General features: G+C 72.3%; 8 protein-coding genes. 5 read left to right on the plus strand and 3 right to left on the minus strand.

Annotated features, from left to right (window positions below; all coding sequences use genetic code 11):
• Positions 1–112: 112 nt before the first annotated feature.
• From HNQ79_RS25050 to HNQ79_RS33960, 3 genes are all read right to left on the minus strand, one after another.
• Positions 113–634 (minus strand): AAA family ATPase, encoded by a 522-nt coding sequence (locus HNQ79_RS25050; RefSeq protein ID WP_185034803.1) that lies wholly within the window; start codon positions 632–634, stop codon positions 113–115.
• 151 nt (positions 635–785) lie between these two features.
• Entirely contained in the window at positions 786–998 is a 213-nt protein-coding gene (locus tag HNQ79_RS33955) for a hypothetical protein (RefSeq protein ID WP_229923474.1), read from the minus strand.
• Complete coding sequence (locus HNQ79_RS33960; protein ID WP_229923473.1) at positions 980–1,288, minus strand: GNAT family N-acetyltransferase; 309 nt, start codon at positions 1,286–1,288, stop codon at positions 980–982. The genes HNQ79_RS33955 and HNQ79_RS33960 overlap by 19 nt, the downstream gene beginning before the upstream one ends.
• A gap of 250 nt (positions 1,289–1,538) precedes the next feature.
• Here HNQ79_RS33960 and HNQ79_RS25060 point away from each other — a divergent pair, with 250 nt between their 5' ends.
• The 5 genes from HNQ79_RS25060 to HNQ79_RS25080 are packed head-to-tail and all read left to right on the plus strand — an operon-like array spanning position 1,539 to position 20,517.
• Positions 1,539–2,735 (plus strand): SDR family oxidoreductase, encoded by a 1,197-nt coding sequence (locus HNQ79_RS25060; protein WP_185034804.1) that lies wholly within the window; start codon positions 1,539–1,541, stop codon positions 2,733–2,735.
• A gap of 12 nt (positions 2,736–2,747) precedes the next feature.
• Positions 2,748–4,331, plus strand: a complete 1,584-nt coding sequence (locus tag HNQ79_RS25065; RefSeq protein WP_185034807.1) for a PfaD family polyunsaturated fatty acid/polyketide biosynthesis protein — start codon at positions 2,748–2,750, stop codon at positions 4,329–4,331.
• 51 nt (positions 4,332–4,382) lie between these two features.
• The gene (locus tag HNQ79_RS25070; protein ID WP_185034809.1) at positions 4,383–10,436 is read left to right on the plus strand and encodes a type I polyketide synthase; all 6,054 of its coding nucleotides are present in this window, start codon (positions 4,383–4,385) and stop codon (positions 10,434–10,436) included.
• A 44-nt stretch (positions 10,437–10,480) separates the two neighbouring features.
• Positions 10,481–18,253 carry a polyketide synthase gene (locus HNQ79_RS25075; RefSeq protein ID WP_185034811.1) on the plus strand — a complete coding sequence of 2,591 codons (7,773 nt, stop codon included), beginning with the start codon at positions 10,481–10,483 and terminating at the stop codon, positions 18,251–18,253.
• Positions 18,250–20,517, plus strand: coding sequence for an MMPL family transporter (locus tag HNQ79_RS25080; protein WP_185034813.1), 2,268 nt, complete (start codon positions 18,250–18,252; stop codon positions 20,515–20,517). The genes HNQ79_RS25075 and HNQ79_RS25080 overlap by 4 nt, the downstream gene beginning before the upstream one ends.
• Positions 20,518–20,622 lie beyond the last annotated feature (105 nt).

Below are 20,622 nucleotides of genomic sequence, written 5' to 3' on the forward strand. Positions count from 1 at the left end.
GGTGACAACAAGCGTGCCCGTGCGCCATGCGCCGCGCATGCGGCGGCTCATCGGGCCTCTTGACCCGAGGTACAAGGGTTACAAGGCCAGCAGCGACGACCGTCGGGGCGGTTCAGCTCCTGACTGCCTCCGCGATCTGCCGGGCGGCCCGGGCGGGCGTGAGGTGCGTGGTGTCGATGACCTCGGCCTCGTCGTGCAGCCATGTGCGGGCCGCTTCGGCGTAGGGCTCCAGGTACGCGAGACGGAAGGAGGAGGGGCCCGGATCCGTATCTCCCTCGATACGCCCGCGGAGAGTCTCACGGTCGGCATGGAGGACGAAGTGCCGTACCGGAATGGCATGCTCGGCAAGGCCCGCACGAATCTCCCGCCAGTATCGCTCGACCAGGACCGTCATGGGCATCACCAGGGTGCCGCCGGTGTAGTCGAGCACGTGGCGGGCAGTCTCGACGACGAGCGGCCGCCACGGCGGCCAGTCCTGGAAGTTGCCCGTCCAGGGGAGCCCGGGCGTAATGTCCATGAGTGTCTCGCCGACCTTCTCGGCGTCGAACACCCGTGCATCGGGCAGCAGTTGCTGCACAAGTGCACTGGTCGTCGTCTTGCCCGCGCCGTGAGTGCCGTTCAGCCATACGATCATGAGACCTCACGCTAGCGCCCGTCGGGACACGTGCGGTCCCGACCGCCGAAAAGGACCATGGCCGCGGCGCGGTGGCGAGTACGGGAGTGCCACCGGCCGAGCACGACGGCCTGTGGGCCCTGGACCGAGCACGGCCCCCGGTGAAGTGTCTTCAGCGCTGGAGTGCGAGCAGCGGGCCGAGGTGCACGGGATGCGGTCCGCGGCCGACCTCTTCGTCCCGGCCGGTGGCCGCGCGCCGTTCTGTTCGGCGGAGGGGCTTGGCGTACCAGTGGTCCGCCTTGCCGTGACCGTCGTAGGGTTCGATCTCCTCGTAACCGTGCGCCGCGTACAAGGCCCGTGCCTCGGTCAGTTCGCTGTCTCGCACACGATCCGTGAGGCACCCAGCTGCTGTGCCGACGCCTCGACGGCTCGGAGCAGACCGCGCCCCAAACCCGCCCCTCGCCCGGCGGGCCGTACGTACATCCGCTTCAGCTCCGCCGTCGTCGGGGAACCCGCCAGCAGCCGCACCCCGGCGTAACCGAGCAGATTGCCCTGGTGATCGCGGGCGACGAGGAACTCTCCTCTCGGCGGGGCGAGATCGTTGTGTCCGTCAGCGTGGAGTGCTTCACGGATCTCCGTCTCGGTGACCGGGCGGCCCAGCACTCGCAGGCCCATTCCGCTGTGCGCGGGCCGGCCGCCGTGCCCAGGGTCTCGACAGGCAGGGTCAGAGGGCCCGAACTTCCGCGGGCGCAAGGGCAACCCGTTCGGGTGCACTTCCTCGAACCCACCAGTGTCCCCGTTTCCACGCGACGGGCCCGACGTTGTCCTTGTGGTCTGCCGAAGCGACCGCCGGGAGGGCCTGAGCAGCTCCCGGGCATCGCGAGGGGCAGCCCGTCCCTGTTCCGCCGATCTTGGAGCGTCGAACGTGCACGTCGCCCTCACCGGTGCCACCGGGTTCCTCGGACTGCGTCTCGTCAGGCGGCTGCTTGAGCAGCACGACTCGCTGACGGTCCTGGCCCATGCCGGGTCGCGGGACGCGCTCGGCCGGATCGCGCGATTCATGGAGCTGACCGGCGCACCCGCCGAGTCGGTCGCGGAACTGCCCGTCCGCATCCGTGTCGTGGAGATCGAGCTGGGGCAGCCGCGGATGGGCCTGGCCGATGCTGAGTTCCGGCGGCTGGCGGACGAGCTGGACGTGATCTGGCACAGCGCGGGCAACATCAATCTGGACGACGACCTCGTGAACCTGCGCCGGGTCAACGTCGAAGGGACCCGGAGCGTGCTGAACCTGGCCGCGGCCGGGGCGCGGAGACCGATGGTCCATCACATCAGCACCGCCTTCGTCGGCGGAGCCCGCCGCGAGGGCGTGGTCTACGAGGACGAGCTGGACGCCGCACACGGCTTCGAGAACGGCTATGAGCGGTCCAAGTACGAGGCCGAAACCCTGGTGCACGAGTGGTCACTGGCTCACGGGCGGTCCGCCGTGGTCATGCGGCCGAGCATCCTCGTCTCGGCCCTCCCCCCGCACCCGGAACTGCCTCTGCATCCGCTGCAGTTCTTCGGCCGGATCGCAGAGTCCGCGAGGCTCGGCACGACCTCCACAGGCGTGGACGTTCCGGAGAAGGACCGGCCGGTCGTACGCGTGGTCGGCCACCCGCGCGGCCACTTGAACCTGATGCCGGTGGAGCATACGGCCGACGTCATGGTCCGGCTGGCGAACGGCCCACACTCGACGCGGGTCGAGACCTACCACGTCGTGCATGACCACGACGTTCCGGTCACGACCCTCGTCGCACTCATGGAGCGCATGTTTCCGGTGCGCGTGCAGCTCGTCGCCAACAGACCTGACGACCCCACCCCGCTGGAAGCGGCCGTGGCCCTCCATCCCGGCTTCGCCCCGTATCTCAGCCACCGCCGACGCTTCGACGACACCCGCGTACGGACGCTCCTGGGTGCCGTCTCCTCGGGCGTCCGCGTCGACCTGGACTACCTGGGGTCCGGACTCGACACGGAGTGGACGGCATCACCGCCGGAGTCTCCGGCCGGGCACGGCCATACGGGTCCAGCGTTCCGGCAGTACCGCTTGGCGACGCAGGCCGCTGTTCGCACCTCCGCATGCTGATGGGAAACCCCCTTGTCCGTTCTGGCACGTCCTGAAGAAACGATTGCTGCCGCGCCGGCCTTCGCGCCCGAGCAGATCGCGGCCTGTGCTCAGCAAGTACGCCGACCCGCGCACGTCGTGGCCGACTCCGCGGGCACCCGGCTCGGGCTGGTGATGGGACCCAGACCCGCGGGCGAGGTCATCGGCACGCTGCCGCCGCTGTATCCGGAGTGGCTGGGCGGACGCACTTTCTGCGAGGCACACGGTGTCCGCTTCCCCTACGTGGCAGGGGAAATGGCGAACGGCATCGCGACGACGCGGATGGTGGCCGCGATGGCCCGTGCCGAGATGCTGGGGTTCTTCGGTGCGGGCGGGCTCGGGTTTCCCGAGGTCGAGCGAGCGGTGCGCGAGCTCGCGGCGGAGCTGGGCGACAGGCCCAACTGGGGTGTGAACCTGATCCATTCACCGAGTGAGCCCGAGCTGGAGTACGGCGTCGCCGGGCTCCTCCTGCGGCACGCCGTCCCCTGTGTCTCGGCGTCGGCGTTCATGGGACTCACGCCGGCCGTGGTGCTGTGCTCGGCTGCCGGGCTGAGCCGGGGCGCGGACGGGCAGATCGTCCGGCGGACCCGGCTCTTCGCCAAGGTGTCGCGCCCGGAGGTCGCGGAACAGTTCCTCTCCCCGGCACCGCCGGGACTGCTGCGCCCCCTGGTGGAGCGAGGCGAACTCAGCTCGGAAGAAGCGGAGTTGGCGGGGCGGGTGCCCGTGGCGGAGGACGTCACCGTGGAGTCCGACAGCGGCGGACACACCGACAACCGGCCGCTCGGAGTCCTGCTGCCGCGCATCCTGCTCCTGCGCGACGAACTCACGCGGCGCTTCGGCTACAGCCGTACCGCCAGGGTCGGCGCAGCCGGTGGGCTGGGCACGCCGGGCGCTGTCGCTTCCGCGTTCGCCCTCGGCGCCGAGTACGTGGTGACGGGGTCGGTGAACCAGGTGGCCGTGGAAGCCGGCCTTTCCGACGACGCGAAAGCGATGCTGGCCGACGCCGACATCGCCGACGTGATCATGGCACCGGCGGCCGACATGTTCGAACTCGGCGTCAAACTTCAGGTGTTGCGTCGCGGAACCATGTTCGCCCCCAGGGCCGGCCGGCTGTATGAGGCGTACCGGGACCATCCGTCGCTGGAGGAGCTGCCCCCGCGGGTGCGGACCAGGATCGAACAGGAGGTGCTGGGAGCCCCCGTCGAAGAGATCTGGGCCAGGACGCGCGAGTTCTGGCAGGACCGCGATCCTTCGGAGGTCGCACGGGCGCAGAACGACCCCAAGCACCGCATGGCACTCGTCTTCCGCTGGTACCTGGGGAACTCCAGCCGTTGGGCGATCGCTGGGGAGACGTCCCGGCGCAGCGACTACCAGATCTGGTGCGGGCCGGCGATGGGCGCGTTCAACCGGTGGACCGCCGGCAGCTTCCTGGCGGAACGTGCCAACCGGTCCGTGGTGCAGATCGCCCTCAACCTGCTCGAAGGCGCCGCCGTGGCCACCCGCGCGCACCAACTCCGCACGTACGGCGTGCCGGTACCGCCCTCGGCGTCCGTTTTCACGCCGCGCCCCCTCGCCTGACCGCACTCCTCCGCCGCCGAGCGCGTACCGATCCCGAGAAAAGTGGAAAGCATGCCCGACATCCGTCCCCGACAAGTGCCGATCGCCGTGGTCGGAATCGGCGCGCTGCTGCCCGGATCGCCGGACGCCGGGAGTTTCTGGCGCACCGTCGTGTCGGGCCGCGACCTGATCACCGACGTGCCCGCCTCCCGCTGGCTCGTCGAGGACTACTACGACGCCGATCCCACCGCCCCGGACAAGACCTACGCACGGCGGGGGGCGTTTTTGCCCGACGTCGGTTTCGACCCTCTGGCGTTCGGCATTCCGCCGAACACCCTTGCCGCGACGGACACCACGCAGCTCCTCGCCCTCATGGTCGCCGAACAGGTCGTCACCGACCTCGGTGGACTCGCCGGTACGGACCGCGACCGCGTGGGCGTCATCCTGGGCGCCACCGCGCCGGAGCTCGCGACCCACATGAACGCGCGCATCCAACGGCCGGTGTGGCTGAAGGCACTGCGGGAGAGCGGTGTTCCCGAAGGGGAGGCGCAGGCGGTCTGCGACCGCATCACCGACCACTACACGCCCTGGCAGGAGGCGACGTTCCCGGGAATGCTCGGCAACGTCATCGCGGGCCGGATCGCGAACAAGTTCGACCTGCACGGCACCAACCACACCACGGACGCCGCCTGCGCGAGCTCCTTCGCGGCGCTGTCGGCGGCCGTGAGCGAGCTGTCCCTCGGCCGGTCCGATCTGGTGATCAGCGGTGGTGTCGACACGGCGAACGACGCCGGTACCTTCCTGTGCTTCTCCAAGACGCCGGCCCTGTCCCCCAGCGGTGACTGCCGGCCGTTCTCCGACGCGGCCGACGGCACCATGCTGGGCGAGGGCCTCGTCATGTACGCGTTGAAGCGGCTGAAGGACGCGGAGCTCGCCGGCGACCGGATCTACGCGGTCGTCCGCGGGCTCGGCAGCTCGTCGGACGGGAAGGGCACCGCGATCTACGCGCCCTTGCCGCAGGGCCAGGCGCGGGCACTGCGCCGCACCTACGACGAGGCCGGCTACGGTCCGGAGACCGTCGAACTGGTGGAGGCGCACGGCACCGGGACCGGCGCGGGGGACGCCGCGGAGTTCACCGCACTGCGCCAGGTCTTCGAGGAGTCCGGCCGTAAGGACAAGCAGTGGTGTGCGCTCGGTTCGGTCAAGTCGCAGATCGGCCACACCAAGTGCGCCGCCGGGGCCGTCGGCCTGCTCAAAAGCGTTCTGGCTCTGCATCACCGGACACTGCCGCCGATGATCAAAGTCGACCGGCCCGATCCCGCGCTGGAAATCGGCGACAGTCCGTTCTACGTGAGCACGAGGCCGCGCCCCTGGGTACGCCCCGCCGACCATCCGCGCCGGGCAGCGGTTTCCAGCTTCGGTTTCGGTGGCAGCAACTTCCACGTCACCCTGGAGGAGTACACGCCCCCCGCCGGGTCGAGAGGCCGCGTGCCGTGGCGCGCCCGGACCGCGCCCACCGAACTGGTGCTGTTCAGCGCTGCGTCGCCACAGGCCCTGCTGGAGCGCACATCCGACAACGCCCGTCCGCTTGCCGAGATGGCACGCGAGAGCCAGCGGGACTTCCGCGCGAGCGACGCCGTACGGCTCGCGATCGTCGCGGCCGACAGGGACGAGCTGGCGGAGAAGTTCGGCCAGGCTTCCGCGATGATCACCCAGCAGGAGGGGGCGGACTTCTCCACCCCGACCGGCATCCACTACGCGACGGGCGAAGCCTCCGTGGGCCGGATCGGCTTCCTCTTCCCGGGACAGGGAGCCCAGTACGTCGGCATGGGTGCGGACGTGGCCATGCTGGCGCCGGCGGCCCAGGAGGTGTGGGACCGCCTGGCCGCCGAGGAGTTCGGTGGTCGCCACCTGCACCGGGTGGTCTTCCCGCCGCCCGCCTTCGGCGACGAGGAACGGTCCGCGCAGCACGCGCTGCTGACCGACACCGAGTGGGCGCAGCCCGCCTTGGCCGTACACAGTCTCGCTCTGCTGGAAGTGCTGCGCGGCCTCGGGCTGCGGCCGGACTGCGTGGCGGGTCACAGCTTCGGCGAACTGGTGGCCCTGTACGCCGCGGGGTCACTGGACGCCGAGTCGCTGGTGGGCCTCGCCCGGCGGCGCGGTGAGCTGATGCGGGAGGCCGCGGCCGTGCCCGGCGCGATGCTGGCCGTCGTCGCCGGGCGAGCCCGGGTCGAGGCGATCGTCGCCGGCATCGGTGCCGCCGACGTGTGGGTGGCCAACCACAACGCCCCGGCACAGGTGGTGGTCTCCGGCGCGGCGGGCTCGGTCGAGACCCTTGAGCAGAAGCTCGCCGCCGAGGGGATCGTCACCCGGCGTCTGGACGCCTCAACAGCTTTCCACAGCCCGGTCGTCGCTTCGGCGAGCGAGCCACTGCTGGCACATCTGCGCACCCTCGATGTCCGGGAGCCCCGGCTCGACGTCTACGGGAACGCCGACGCCGCGGTGTATCCGGCCGCCCCGGAGAGCATCCGGCGCAGGATCGCGGACCATCTCGCCTCGCCGGTGCTGTTCAGCGACCAGGTGGAGGCGATGTACACGGCCGGGGTACGGACCTTCGTCGAGGTCGGCGCCGGCGACACGCTGACGGGTCTCGTCGGGCAGATCCTCGGCGAACGCGAGCACCTGGCGGTCGGCCTGGACCGCAGGGGGCGCAACGGCGTCACCGCCCTCCAGGACGCGCTCGGCCGGCTCGCCGTACGGGGCGCACAACTCGACCACGACGGCTTGTGGGAGCCGTACACACCACCTACCGCAGCAGCCAAGGAGAACGAGCCCAGGATGGCCGTACAGATCAACGGCAGGAACTACGGCCGGCTCTATCCGCCCGCCGGTGGAGCCGACGCGCTGCCCGCGCCCAACCCGCCCCGTCCGCCCGCGGAGCCCCCGGCCGCCGCACCGACGCAGACACCCGTGCCGGTGCCGGTACCGATGCCCACGCCCGTGCCGACGTCTGCCGCGCATCCCGCTGCCGAGGGTCGCGCCGGCGCCTTCCCCGCTGCCACAGTCCCCGCGCCCGGTGCGCTCGCCGAGCCCCCGGCAGCCGGCCCGGACGCCGCCTGGTACGCCGTGTTCGACAACGTGCAACGGCACACCGCGGAGGCCCACACCGCCTGCCAACGCATGCTGACCGACAGCCACATGGCGTTTCTGCACATGACGCAGACGACGCTCACCGCCATGCTCGGGGTCCGGGGCGGTGAGCGCACCGGCCTTCCCGCGCCGCTTCCGGCGCCCGGCGCGCCGACCGTGGCGACGGAGCTGCCCAGGGCTCCCCGACTCTCCGCGCCGCCGGAAGCCGCGGCGCCCCCGCCCCCGCCGGTGCCGAAGCAGACCACGTCCCACGACGTACGCCGGCAGACACCGCCGCCACCGGCAGCCCCGGAGGTGTCCCGGGCGATGACGGCGGCCGAGTTCGAGGAGCTGCTGCTGTCGGTCGTGGCGGAGCGGACGGGATATCCGGTCGCGATGCTCAACGTGGACATGGAACTGGAGTCGGACCTGGGAGTGGACTCGATCAAGCGGGTCGAGATCCTGTCCGCCGTACGCGAGCGGGTCGGGGGCGAGCAACCGGACGGCGATGTCGCACAGTTGCTGAAGCTGCGCAGCCTTCGGCAGCTCGTCGACGCGTTCACCACCGCGTCCGGCGCCGACCCGGTCGAGAGCGGCCCCGCCCAACCCGACACCGCGGGCGTCCGGCCCGAGACCGCCGTCGCGCAACCCGGGAGCGCCATCGCCCGACCCGAAACCGTCGGCGCGCAACACGGGATCGCCACTGCCCGGCCCGAACCCTTGGACCCCGTATCCGCGCCCGCGGAGCAGCCGGCACTCAGCAGGCTCGCGATCCGGGCGCTCGACACCCCGGCACCCGGTCTGACGATGGCCGGCCTCGGTGACGAGCCGGTCGCCGTGGTCGAGGACGGCGGTGGCATCGCCGAACTGGTGGCGGCCCGACTGGTCGACCACGGTGTCCCGGCCACCGTCGTCACCACTGTTCCCGCCGACTCCCGCGCGGTCGTGCACCTCGGTGGCCTCGCACCTGTCACCTCCCCCGAGGACGCCCTGCACCTGCAGCGCGACGTCTTCCGGGCGGCACGGTCGGTCGCGGCGCAGTTCACCGCACGGGGCGGAGTCTTCGTCACGGTGCAGGACACCGGCGGCGACTTCGGGCTGAGCGGCGGACAGCCCGAGAGGGCCTGCTCCGGAGGTATCGCCGCGCTGGCCAGGACCGCGGCCAGGGAGTGGCCCACCGCCTCGGTCAAGGCGATCGACTGCGAACGCGGCGGGCGCGACGCGGCCGCCGTCGCCGAAGCCGTCGTCGGCGAGCTGCTCAACGGCGGCCCCGCGGCGGACGTCGGCCTGCGTGCGGACGGAACCCGCGTCACGCCGACCCCGGTTCAGGAACCCCTGGACCCGGCCCCCCAAGCCCGCGCCCCGCACATCGGACCGGACTCGGTGATCGTCGCCACCGGCGGGGCCCGCGGAGTGACCGCGGCGGCACTGCTGGACCTCGCCAGGACCCATACGCCACGGATCGTGCTCCTCGGCCGCACCGAGCCGGCCGACGAACCGCCGGGGCTGACGGCGGCGGCCGACGAGGCCGCACTCGTCCACGCCCTCGCGCAGCACGCCGATGCCGGCACTCCCGCCGCGATCGCTTCGCAGGCCCGCGGAATTCTGGCGGCCCGCGAGATCCGGTCCACGCTGGCCGCCCTCGAAGGCGCCGGCTCCCGGGTCCGGTACGTGTCCGTGGACGTCCGGGACGGCAAGGCGCTGCACGACGTACTGGAGGAGGTGCGCCGCGACTGGGGTCCGATCACGGGGATCGTGCACGGGGCCGGGGTGCTCGCGGACAAGCTGATCGCCGACAAGACCGACGAGCAGTTCGACACGGTGCTGGCCACCAAGGTCGACGGCCTGCGCGCGCTGCTCGCCGCGACCGAGGGGGACCCGGTCGACACCCTCGTCCTGTTCTCCTCGGTGGCCGCGGTCTTCGGCAACGCCGGACAGTGCGCCTACGCCATGGCCAACGAGGTGCTCAACCACCTGGCCTGTGCCGAACGCACCCGGCGGCCCGGCTGCCTCGTGCGGTCCATCGCCTGGGGCCCGTGGCACGGCGGCATGGTCACCCCGGCGCTGGCCGGGCACTTCGTCCGGTCCGGCATTCCTCTCCTCCCCCTCGACCGGGGCGCCGCCGCTTTCACCGCCGAGCTCGGTGCCCCGGGCGCCGACGCCCGGGTGGTCATCGCGGCCGGGGACGGCCCGGACCCGTCCGCAGCCGAGCCCGCGCCGGCCCAGATCCGCATCCACGCGCACCGGCATCCCTACCTCGCCGACCACGACATCGCCGGTGTCCCCGTCCTGCCGGTGGCGACGGCCATGGACTGGTTCGCCGGTGCCGCCGCGGCCTGGCGGCCCGGTGCGCCCCACCTGGTACTGCGGGATCTGCGCGTCTTCGACAAGGTCACCCTCCCGCACCTGGCGGGGGAAGGCCACCAGCTCGTCCTGCGCGGTCGGTGCGCCGCGACCGGGTCGCCCTCGGCCCTGGAGGCGGAACTGGTCGGGGACAAGGGAATGCCCCACTTCCGGACCCAACTGGAGTTCGAGGCGAGCCCCCCGCACTCGACGGACTGGGACACCCCACAGGGCCTCGCCCACCCTCGGCACGACGGGATCTACGACGGACGGGTGCTGTTCCACGGGCCGCGGTTCCAGGCCGTCCGGTCCGTGCACGGCATCGGCAAGGAGGGAGCCGAAGCGACGGTGTGCGGCGTGCACGCACTCGGCTGGGACGGTGCCCACTGGCAGCTCGACCCCGCCGCCGTGGACGGCGCCCTGCAACTCGCGGTGCTGTGGGCCGGGGAACAACTCGGTGACGCCACGCTCCCCATGGCGGTCGCGGAGTGCCGGGTGCACCGGCGCGGGCCGGTCCTGGACACGGCGCGCTGCGTGGTGCGGGCCGGGAAGGTGCACGACACGGGAGCGCGCTGCGATGTCGCGCTCATCGACCCGGACGGGTCCCCGCGAGTGGAACTGCTCGGCGTGGAACTCGTACGACGCCCCTCCTGAGCGCGGACCGCTCGCTTCTTCCCTCTCCGTGAGATGAGACTGGTATGGGCTTCGAACCGATCGCCATCGTCGGGCGGGGATGTGTGTTCCCCGACGCCCTCGATCCCGACGCGTTCTGGGACAACGTCGCCGCCGGCCGGTGCAGTTTGTCGGCCGTCCCGGACGGCCGCTGGCGACTGCCGCACCAGTGGGCCCTGGGCAGCGTCGACGACCACCTCGACCGTACGTGGACCGACGTCGGCGGCTACGTCCGCGGCTTCGAACCGGCTTTCGACCCGAGCGGTTTCCTCGTCGCCCCCGAGGAGATCGCCGGCCTGGACCCGCTCTTCCACTGGGTGCTGTACGCCGCCCGGCAGGCGTTGCGGGAAGCCGGGCACGACGGGCCGTCGCCCCGTGCCGGGATGGTCATGGGAAACCTGTCCTACCCCACCGGCACGGGCTCGGCCTTCGCCGAACACGTGTGGCTCTCCGAAGCGGCACCGTCCCTGCTGACCGCCGCCGGGCGGACCAGGCCGGACGCGCGCAACCGCTTCTCCTCGGCGCTCCCCGCCCACTTCGCGGCCAAGGCGCTCGGGCTCGGTGCGGGAGCGTTCGCCCTCGACGCCGCCTGCGCCTCGTCCCTGTACGCGATCAAGCTGGCCTGCGACCGCCTGCACGACGGGACGGCGGACGTCATGGTGGCCGGGGCGGCCCACCGTGCCGACAACCTGTTCCTGCACATCGGGTTCTGCGGCCTGTCCGCGATGAGCAGAACGAGCCGCAGCCGCCCCTTCCACCGGGACGCCGACGGGCTGCTGCACGGAGAGGGAGCCGGCTTCGTCGCCCTCATGCGGCTGCGTGACGCCGTCGACCGGGGCACGCCGGTCCTCGGCGTCGTCCGGGGGGTCGGGCTCTCCACCGACGGGCGCGGCAGGGGGCTGCTCAGTCCGGCACAGGAGGGCCAGGAGCGGGCGATGCGTCTGGCGTACGCCATGGCGGGCATCGCACCGCGGACCGTCTCGCTCGTGGAATGCCACGCGACGGGGACTCCGGTCGGGGACGTGACGGAGGTCCGCAGCATGGCGCGGGTGTTCGCCGACAGTGCCGACGTGCCCATCGGATCGGTGAAGTCCAACGTCGGGCACCTGCTGGCCGCCGCCGGTACGGGCGGGTTGCTGAAGGTGCTCGGCGCCCTGCGGGCCGGTACCCGTCCCGCCACGCTCGGCGCCGAGGAGCCGTTGAGCGCACTGCGCGGCACACCGCTGCGGGTACTGCGCGAGTCGGAACAGTGGCCCGGGCTGCGCCGCGCGGCGGTGAGTGCCTTCGGCTTCGGCGGCACCAACGCGCACCTCGTCGTCGACGCCTGGGACGACACGGCCGGCCCCGGGTCGCCCGCCCCCGCGCCCACCCGCCCCGCGAGTCCGCCGAGTCCGCCGGTGGCGATTGTCGCGGTCTCCGTCCGGGTCGGCGCGGGAGCCGATCCCCGGAACTTTCCCCGTGCGGTACTCGAAGGCGACCGGTGCGGACCGCTGTCGACGATCGAGGTGGCCCTGCCGGGCCTGGCCTTCCCGCCGCTGTCGGCCGGACAGGCGCTGCCCCAGCAGGTCCTGATGCTGGAGGCGGCACGGGACGCGGCACGGGGCATCGCCCTCCCCCGCGAGCGCACCATGGTCCTCGTCGGGACGGGCATCGACACGCAGGTCGCCCGCGCCACGGCGCGCTGGCGGGTGCCGGCCTGGCTGGAGGAGGCGGGCGAGGCCGCCGGTCCCCGGTCGGCCGAGGACCTCAAGGACGCGTTCGCCGCACCCATGGCCGCGGAGCGGATCGTCGGCACCCTGCCCAATCTCGTGGCCAACCGGATCAACACCCAACTGGACCTCGCCGGGCCCGGGTGCACGGTGTCGGCGGAGGAAGCCTCCGGCCTGGTCGCCCTGGACCTCGCGGCACGCGCCCTGCGGGCGGGGGAGGTTGACGCGGCGCTCGTCGGCGCCGTCGACCTCTCCTGGGAACCGGTGCACCAAGCGGCCGTGCGCGCACTCGGCCGGGACGACTCCCCCGGGGACGGCGCGGTCGCGCTCGTACTCAAACCCCTCACCGACGCCCGCAGGGACGGGGATCGCGTACTGGCCCTCCTGGACGGCGAACCCACCGGCCTGCCGGACCTGGTCCTCGGCGACGGAGCGGACGCCGGGTTCGACCCGGCGGATCTCTTCGGCCGTGCGCACGCCGCGCAGGGGCTCCTGGCGGTCGCGGTCGCGACGACCGCGCTGCACCACCGCGCGCGGCCCCGGGCCGGAACCCGGGCCACCGCCGACCCGGGCCTGCGCACCGCGCACGTCGAGGTGTCACCGCTGGAGGCCGGCCCGGTCCGGGTACAGCTGCGGGCCGCCGACCCCGGGTCCTGGGCACCCGATCCGGTGCCGCGGCTGTACGTGTACTCCGGTGCACACCGGCGGGAGGTCCTGGCCGCGCTGGATGCGGGCACCGAGTCCCGCGAGGGCCCGGCCCGGCTGGTCATCGTGTCGGACGGCGATCCCCGGCCGCACCGGGAGGCCGCGCGGCGCTGGCTGGCCGAAGGTGGCGTCAAGCCCGCAGGGGTGGCCTACCGCGACGCCCCGGTGACAGGCGAGGTCGCCTTCGTGTACACCAACGGGTCGGCCGCCTACCCCGGTATGGGCCGCGAACTGCTGCTGGCGCTGCCCGGCCTCGGCGACACGGTCGCTGCCGCACACGGAACGGCCGGCCGCCCGGAATCGACGCCCGGTTCCGTCCCGACGGTCCTCGACCGGATCTGGGGGGCCGCCCGACTGGCCGCCGTCCACACCGAGTTGACCCGGGGAGTGCTCGGTCTGCGACCGGACGCCGCCCTCGGCTACTCCTCCGGTGAGTCGGCGGCGCTGGTCGCCCTCGGCGCGTGGACGGATGTCGCGGCCCTGCACCACGACACGTTGCGCAGCGACCTGTTCACCAGCGAACTGACCGGTGAGCTCCGGGGGATCCGCCGTGTGTGGGAACGGCTCGGCATCGAGGGCGACCGCTGGTCGGGTTACCTGGTCACCGCGCCGCTGCACCGGGTCCGCACGGAACTCGCGGGCGAACGCGCGGTTCACCTGATGGCCGTCAACGCGCCCGACGTGTGTGTGATCGGCGGCGAGGCGCGGGCGTGTGCAGCCGTCGTGGCGCGCCTCGGTGCCGCGCACGCCCTCCCGATCGACTACGACCTGGCTGCCCACGCACCCGAACTCGCCGAGGTGCGCGACCGGTGGTGGACCCTGCACCACCGGCCCACCCGGGCCGTGCCGGGCGTGCGGTTCTACAGCGGGGCCGGCACAGGCTGGTACACCCCGACGGCCGAGAGCGCGGCCGATGCCGTCACCGCGCAGGGCCTCGGCACGATCGACTTCGCGGGAACGGTCGAACGGGCGTGGGCAGACGGCGTCCGGGTCTTCGTCGAGCACGGGCCGCGCGGGCTGTGCACCGGGTGGATCAAGCGCGTCCTGGGAGACCGCGAGCACGTGGCCGTCGCCCTCGACGCCGAGGACCGGGGGCTGCGCCAGGTGTACCTCGTCGTGGCCGAACTGCTCGCCGCCGGGGTACCGGTCCGCGCCGACGACCTCGTGGCACAACTGCGGGCAGCCGCACCGGCGGAACGCGAACCCGCCCCGACTCTCACGATGTCCGCCCACTGGGAGATCTCCTTGCCGCCCCTCGGACAGCCTCCGACCATCATGCCCCCGGCCCCGCGGCTGGCTCCCGTCGCGCCCTGCGCAACCACCGGACCCGTGCCCGTCGGCCCGCCCCCCGCGGCCCCCGGATCCGGTGCCACGGGCACCGCCCGGGCAAGCACCGTCACCACAGGCCCTGTGCCCCCGACCCCCGACGCCGAACCGCAGGTGACGGACCTGCCCACGCTCGTCGCACAGCAGACCCGGCGCGTGAGCGAACTGCATCAGGAAGTCCTCGCGATGCACCTCCAGTCGCACCGGACGTTCCTCCAGGGCAGGGCACAACTGGCCGCCGCCCTCGTTCGATCGGCGGCCGGAGCCGTGCCGCCATCGCCCACGACTGCTCCGGCCGGAGAGCGCCCGCTCCCCGCGGCGCTTCCGGCGCTCGCCCTGCCCGCGGCCGACGGGCCGCCGCCCGCCCGCACCGACACGGCCACAGCCACAACCACGGCCACCGCCGCCGGGGAGCCGCAGCACGTACCCGGGACGACGTTCGACCGGGCCCAGTTGGAACATCTCGCCGAGCACCCGCTGTCCTCGCTGTTCGGCCCCAAGTTCGCCGCCCAGGACGGATACGCGCTGCAGACCCGTATGCCCGCTCCCCCGATGCTGCTCGCCGACCGCGTCACCGTCCTCGACGCGATCCCCGCTGCCCTGGCCGAACTCGGCCCCGAACACGCCACCGGGAAGATCGGGACCGAGACGGACATCCGCCTCGACAGCTGGTATCTCGACCCCACCGGACACATCCCGGCCGGGATGCTCGTCGAGGCGGGCCAGGCCGATCTGCTGCTGATCAGCTGGCTCGGGATCGACCTGCTCAACCGCGGGGAGCGGGCGTACCGTCTGCTCGGCTGCGAACTCACCTTCCACGGTGCCCTGCCCCGGGCCGGCGAGACACTCCGGTACGACATCCGCATCGACCGGCACGCCCAGCACGACGGCATCCGCCTGTTCTTCTTCCACTACGACTGCTACGTCGGCGACGAGCTCCGGCTGAGCGTCCGCAACGGGCAGGCGGGTTTCTTCACCAAGGCGGAACTCGACGGCACGGACGGTGTGCTCTGGGACCCCGCCCGCTGCGCACCGGCCTCCGGCGTCCCGCTGGACGCCCCGGCGGTGACCTGCACGCGGTCGTCCTTCACCGCGGAACAGGTGCGGGCCTTCGCCGAAGGCCGGCCGGCGGACTGCTTCGGCGAAGGCTGGGAACACACCAGGTCACACGTGCGCTCGCCGCGGCTCGACAACGGCCGCCTGCTGCTCCTGCACGAGGTCACCGGTTTCGACCCGGCGGGCGGACCGTGGGGGCACGGATACCTCCGCGCCCGGACGCCGGTCGCGCCCGACGACTGGTTCTTCGAGGGACACTTCAGGAACGACCCGTGCATGCCGGGAACCCTGATGCTCCAGGCCGCCTTCCAGGCGATGTCCTTCTACCTGGCAGCCCTGGGGTTCACCATCGGCAGGGACGGATGGCGCTTCGAACCGGTGGACGAACAGCCCTTCACCGCCCACTGCCGTGGGCAGGCCACACCGGCCTCCGAGCGCATCGTGTACGAGGTGTTCGTGCACGGCGTCTCGGCCGGTCCGCAGCCGACGCTCTACGCGGATGTGCTGGGCACCGTCGACGGGGTCAAGGCGTTCCACGGCCAGAACCTCGGACTCCGGCTGGTGCCGGACTGGCCTCTGACGCACTGGCGTCAGTTGGGCGGGCGGGCCGAGCAGACCGACGGAACCCCGGTACCGCTCGCCTCCCTCGGCGGACTCGTCGGCCACCGGGAGACGAAGGACGTCGCGGTGGTCGACGGATTCGCCTTCGACCACCCCTCGCTGCTGGCCTGCGCCTGGGGAAGGCCGAGCGACGCGTTCGGTCCCGCCTTCCGAGCCTTCGACGGCACCCGTCGGATCGCGCGGCTGCCCGGACCTCCCTACCACTTCATGACCCGCATCGCCTCGGTACGAGGGCCGCAGCAGGGCATGCGGGAGGGCAGCGCGGTGGTCGCCGAGTACGACGTACCCGACCACGCGTGGTACTTCGAGCAGAACAGCGCCCCGGTCATGCCGTTCGCCGTGCTCATGGAGATCGCCCTGCAGCCCTGCGGGTGGCTGGCCTGCTATGTCGGGAGCCCGCTGACGACGGAGACCGATCTGCTCTTCCGCAACCTCGACGGGACGGGGACCATCACGGCCGAGATCTCGCCGTCCACCCGGACCGTGCGCACCGAGGCGGAGCTGACGAGGATCTCGCGGAGCGGCGGGATGATCATTGTTTCGTTCGAGGTGCGGTGCGTCGCCGACGGAGAGGAAGCCTTCGCGCTCTCGACGGTGTTCGGCTTCTTTCCGCCTGCGGCCTTCGCACATCAGCCCGGACTGCCGGTGCCTGAGGACGCCCTGGCGGCGCTGCGGGAGCCCGGCCCGGGTGCGGTCGACCTCACGGCGCGCCCGGAGCGCTACTTCGGCGGCGCCGCACACCTGCCCGGCCCCATGCTGCTGATGCTCGACCGGATCACGGGCTACTGGCCCGACGGCGGCGGCGCGGGCCTGGGGCGGCTGACGGCGGAGAAGGACGTCGACGCGGGCGAGTGGTTCTTCCGGGCCCACTTCTTCCAGGACCCGGTCCAGCCGGGGTCGCTGGGCATCGAGGCCATGTGCCAACTGCTCCAGTTCTACGCGATCGAGCGGGGCCTGACCCGGGGAGTGCCGCAGCCCCGGTTCGAGCCCGTGACGCTCGGCCACGAGGTGACGTGGAAGTACCGCGGGCAGATCACCCCGGCCAACCGTCTGATCAGGATCGACCTGGAGATCGTGGAGGTCGCCGCGGACACGCGGGGACCCTGCGTGATCGCCGAGGCCCGGCTGTGGGGGGACGACACCTGCCTCTACCACGTCCGCGGCCTCGGTGTCCGGGTCGTTCCCGGCGAAGGCACGGAGGCGGAGGCGGAGGCGGAGGCGGAGAGGACACTCGACCCCGCCGTCGACGTCTGGGTCAACGACCACTGCCCGACCTGGACGGTCCCCGCGCTGCCGATGATGTCCGTCGTCGACCTCCTCGCACAGGCGGCGGCGGACCACACCGGGCAGGACGTGGTGGCCGTGCGCGATGTCCGGCTCCGCCGCTGGATTCTCCTCGCCGAAGCTGCCCGGTTCCGCACGGAGGTGACGCCCACACCGGCCGGCCTGGAGGTGCGGCTGCTGATCTGGCGCGATGCGGCGACACCCGCTCTGTCACGGTTCGAGGAGGCGGCACGTGGCACCGTGGTGGTCGGCACCCGGCCCACGAGCCGTCCCGAACGGTTCGCCCCGCTGCCGGACGCCGTGCAGCAGCCCGACCCGTACGCGTCGGCCGACCTCTTCCACGGGCCGGCGTTCCAGTACCTGACGTCGTGGGCCGTCGGGGCGACCGGATCGTCCGGCGTGATCGACACCGCACGGGGGACGGTGCCGCGGGGGTACCTGCACCAGGGTGTGCTGGACGCCCTCGTCCAGGTGGTTCCGTCCGCCAGTATGTGGCGATGGATGCCACACCTCGGAACGGAGTGGGCGGGCTTCCCCTTCCGGGTGGAGTCGCTGGAGCTGTACGAAGAGCTTCCCGGGGCCGGGGAGGCCGAGGCGGAGGCACGCTTCGCCGGACCGGTGTCCGACGCGCTGGGCGTCGGCCCCTTGGCGGCGATCGACCTCCAACTGTGTGTGGACGGCCGGGTCGCCGCCGCGCTCCGGCTGGTCCACGTCCTGCTGCCCCTCGGCCCGTTCGCCGGGGTGCCGTTCGCCGACCGCCGGGACTTCCTCGCGAACCGGCGCCCCGTCGACTCGATCGCGCTGACCACAACGGTCGACGGTGCGACGGAGATCCTCGCCGATGAGGTCGACGGGCTGGACTGGCTGCCGGGCACACTCGCGCACACCCTGGGCCTGCCGCCGGGTTCTCGGGGCAGGGACCACCTGGCGGTGATCGCCGTCAAGGAACACGTCGGCCGGCTCGCCCGGGTCCACCCGTACACCGTGGAGGTGAGCGACGACCTCCGGTCCGCTAGCACCGCGGACGGACGACGCCACGTCGTCCAGGTCGTCCGCGGCGGAGACAAGGTCACGGTCCGTTCCGGTGACGAGCGATGACCGACACCCTGGACACCGGCACCGTGGACACGGTGTCCGCACCGCGACTTCGCCCCACGCGCGCCGAGCGCCTGGTCGGCGCACTGGCCAGGTGGCGGTACCCGTTCCTGGTGTTGACGCTGCTGGTGACGATCGGGCTGGGAGGTCTCGGCGCCGGCGTCTTCGGCAAGCTCTCCGGCGGCGGCTGGACCCCGGCCGATGCCGACTCCGCCCGCGCGGACGTCATGCTGCGCGAACACTTCCACTCCGGCAATCCCGACCTCGTCCTGCTGGTCACCGGGACGGCGTCCGTCGACGAACCGCAGGCTGCGGCCGCAGGCCGGCGTCTGACCGAACGGCTGCGCGGTGACCCGCGCGTGCAGCATCTGGACTCGTACTGGCCGTGGGGGGAACCGGCGCTCGTTTCCCGCGACCGCCGCACCGCGCTCGTCAGTCTGCGGCTGAAGGGCGGCGAGCACGAGGTGACGCGGGCCGCCGAGGACATCCGCCGCGAAGCCGCCGACAGCGCCACGCCCCTGAAGGTGACCGGCGCGGGCCGCACGGTGGCCAAGCGTGAACTCGAAGCGCAGAGCCAGCAGGACCTCGTACGGGCGGAGATGGTCGCCGCCCCGCTCGCCCTGCTCATCCTGGTCTGGGTCTTCGGCAACGTCCTGAGCGCTGTGCTCGCTCTCGCCGTCGGCGGTATCGCGATGGCGGGCACGCTGGCGATCCTGCGTGTGATCACCGAGTTCACCCCGGTGTCGGTCTTCGCGGTCAACCTCACCACGGCGCTGGGCTTCGCACTGGCCGTCGACTACGGCCTGTTCATCATCACGCGACACCGCGAGGAACTGGCCGCGGGACGCGACGTCGGACAGGCGGTTCTGGCCAGCGTGCGTACGGCGGGCCGGACCGTCTTCTTCTCCGCGCTGACCGTCAGCCTGTCGATGGCGGCCCTGCTGGTCTTCCCGCTGCACTTCCTGCGCTCACTGGCCTACGCGGGCATGAGTGTGGCGGCCCTGGCAGGGCTCACGGCGGTGACCGTCCTGCCGGTGTGCCTCCTGGCGGTCGGCCGCCGGATCGACCATCGGCGCGGCTCGCCACCGGCTTCCGGAAGCGGCGCCCGTGCTGTCGCCGCCAGGGGCGAGGCGGGCTTCTTCCACCGCAGCGCGCGGGCCGTCATGCGCCGTCCCCTCATCACCGTGGCCGTTGTGGTGCCGGCGCTGCTGTGCGTGGCAAGTCCCTTCCTGCGCGTCGAGTTCGGACTCTCGGACGACCGCTCGCTCTCCGCCTCCTCACCCGTGCACCGGGCCACCGAGACGATGCGCGACGACTTCGACGCCCAGGCGACAGCGGTGGTGAGCATCGTGCTGCCGGACCTGCACGGTCCGTCGACGATGCCGGACCTGGACGCCTACGCGCGCCGAGTGTCCCTGACCCCCCATGTGCTCGCCGTGGACACCGCGACGGGCTCCTACACCGGCGGACAGCGGTCCGCCGCGCCCTCCCCACGGTCCGCCCGGTTCACCGGGGCGAGCGGCAGCTGGCTCTCCCTCGTCACCGACACCGAGCCGGTCTCCGCCGGGGGCGGTGAGCTGGTCGAGGCGCTCAGGGCGGTGCCTGCCCCGGTGCCCCCACTGGTGGGTGGTGACGCGGCGGCGCTCGTGGACACCAGAACAGTCGTCGGCGACCGGCTGGCGGCAGCCGCCGCGATCATCATGCTGGTCACTTTCGTCCTGTTGTTCCTGTTCACCGGGAGCATTCTCATTCCGGTGAAGGCCGTCGTGCTCAACCTGCTCAGTCTCACCGCCACGTTCGGTGCCATCGTCCATGTGTTCCAGGAGGGCCATCTTCGTTGGCTGGTCGGCGAGTTCCAGGTGACCGGCACCACGGACACGCTGTTGCCGGTGCTGATGTTCTGCGTGGCCTTCGGCGTCTCGATGGACTGCGAGCTGTTCCTGCTGTCCCGCATCGTGGAGGAACACCGCCGCACGGGCGACACCACCTCCGCCGTGGCCGTCGGGCTCGAACAGACCGGGCGCCTGTTCACCGCGGCAGCCCTTGTCCTCGCCACCGCGATGGCAGCGATGGCCACCTCCGAACTCACCCCGCTGAAGATGCTGGGCGTGGGACTCAGCCTCGCGGTCGTCCTGGACGTCACGCTGGTGCGGCTTCTCCTGGTTCCCGCGATCATGAAGTTGGCGGGTACGGCGAACTGGTGGTGTCCGAAGTCCTTGCGTGGCGTGCATGCCAGATTCGGCGTGACGGAGGGCCCTCAGGCGTGACCTGACAGTCCTGTTTCCTGGGGCGGAGTGCCGGGGCGTGCGGTGCGGTCGTGCGCACCGCACGCCCCGGAACCGTCCGAACCGCCGCCGGGACCGTCCGCACCA

Origin of the sequence: Streptomyces candidus (assembly GCF_014207445.1) — a bacterium.
In the GTDB taxonomy this organism is placed as follows: Bacteria; Actinomycetota; Actinomycetes; order Streptomycetales; family Streptomycetaceae; genus Streptomyces; species Streptomyces candidus.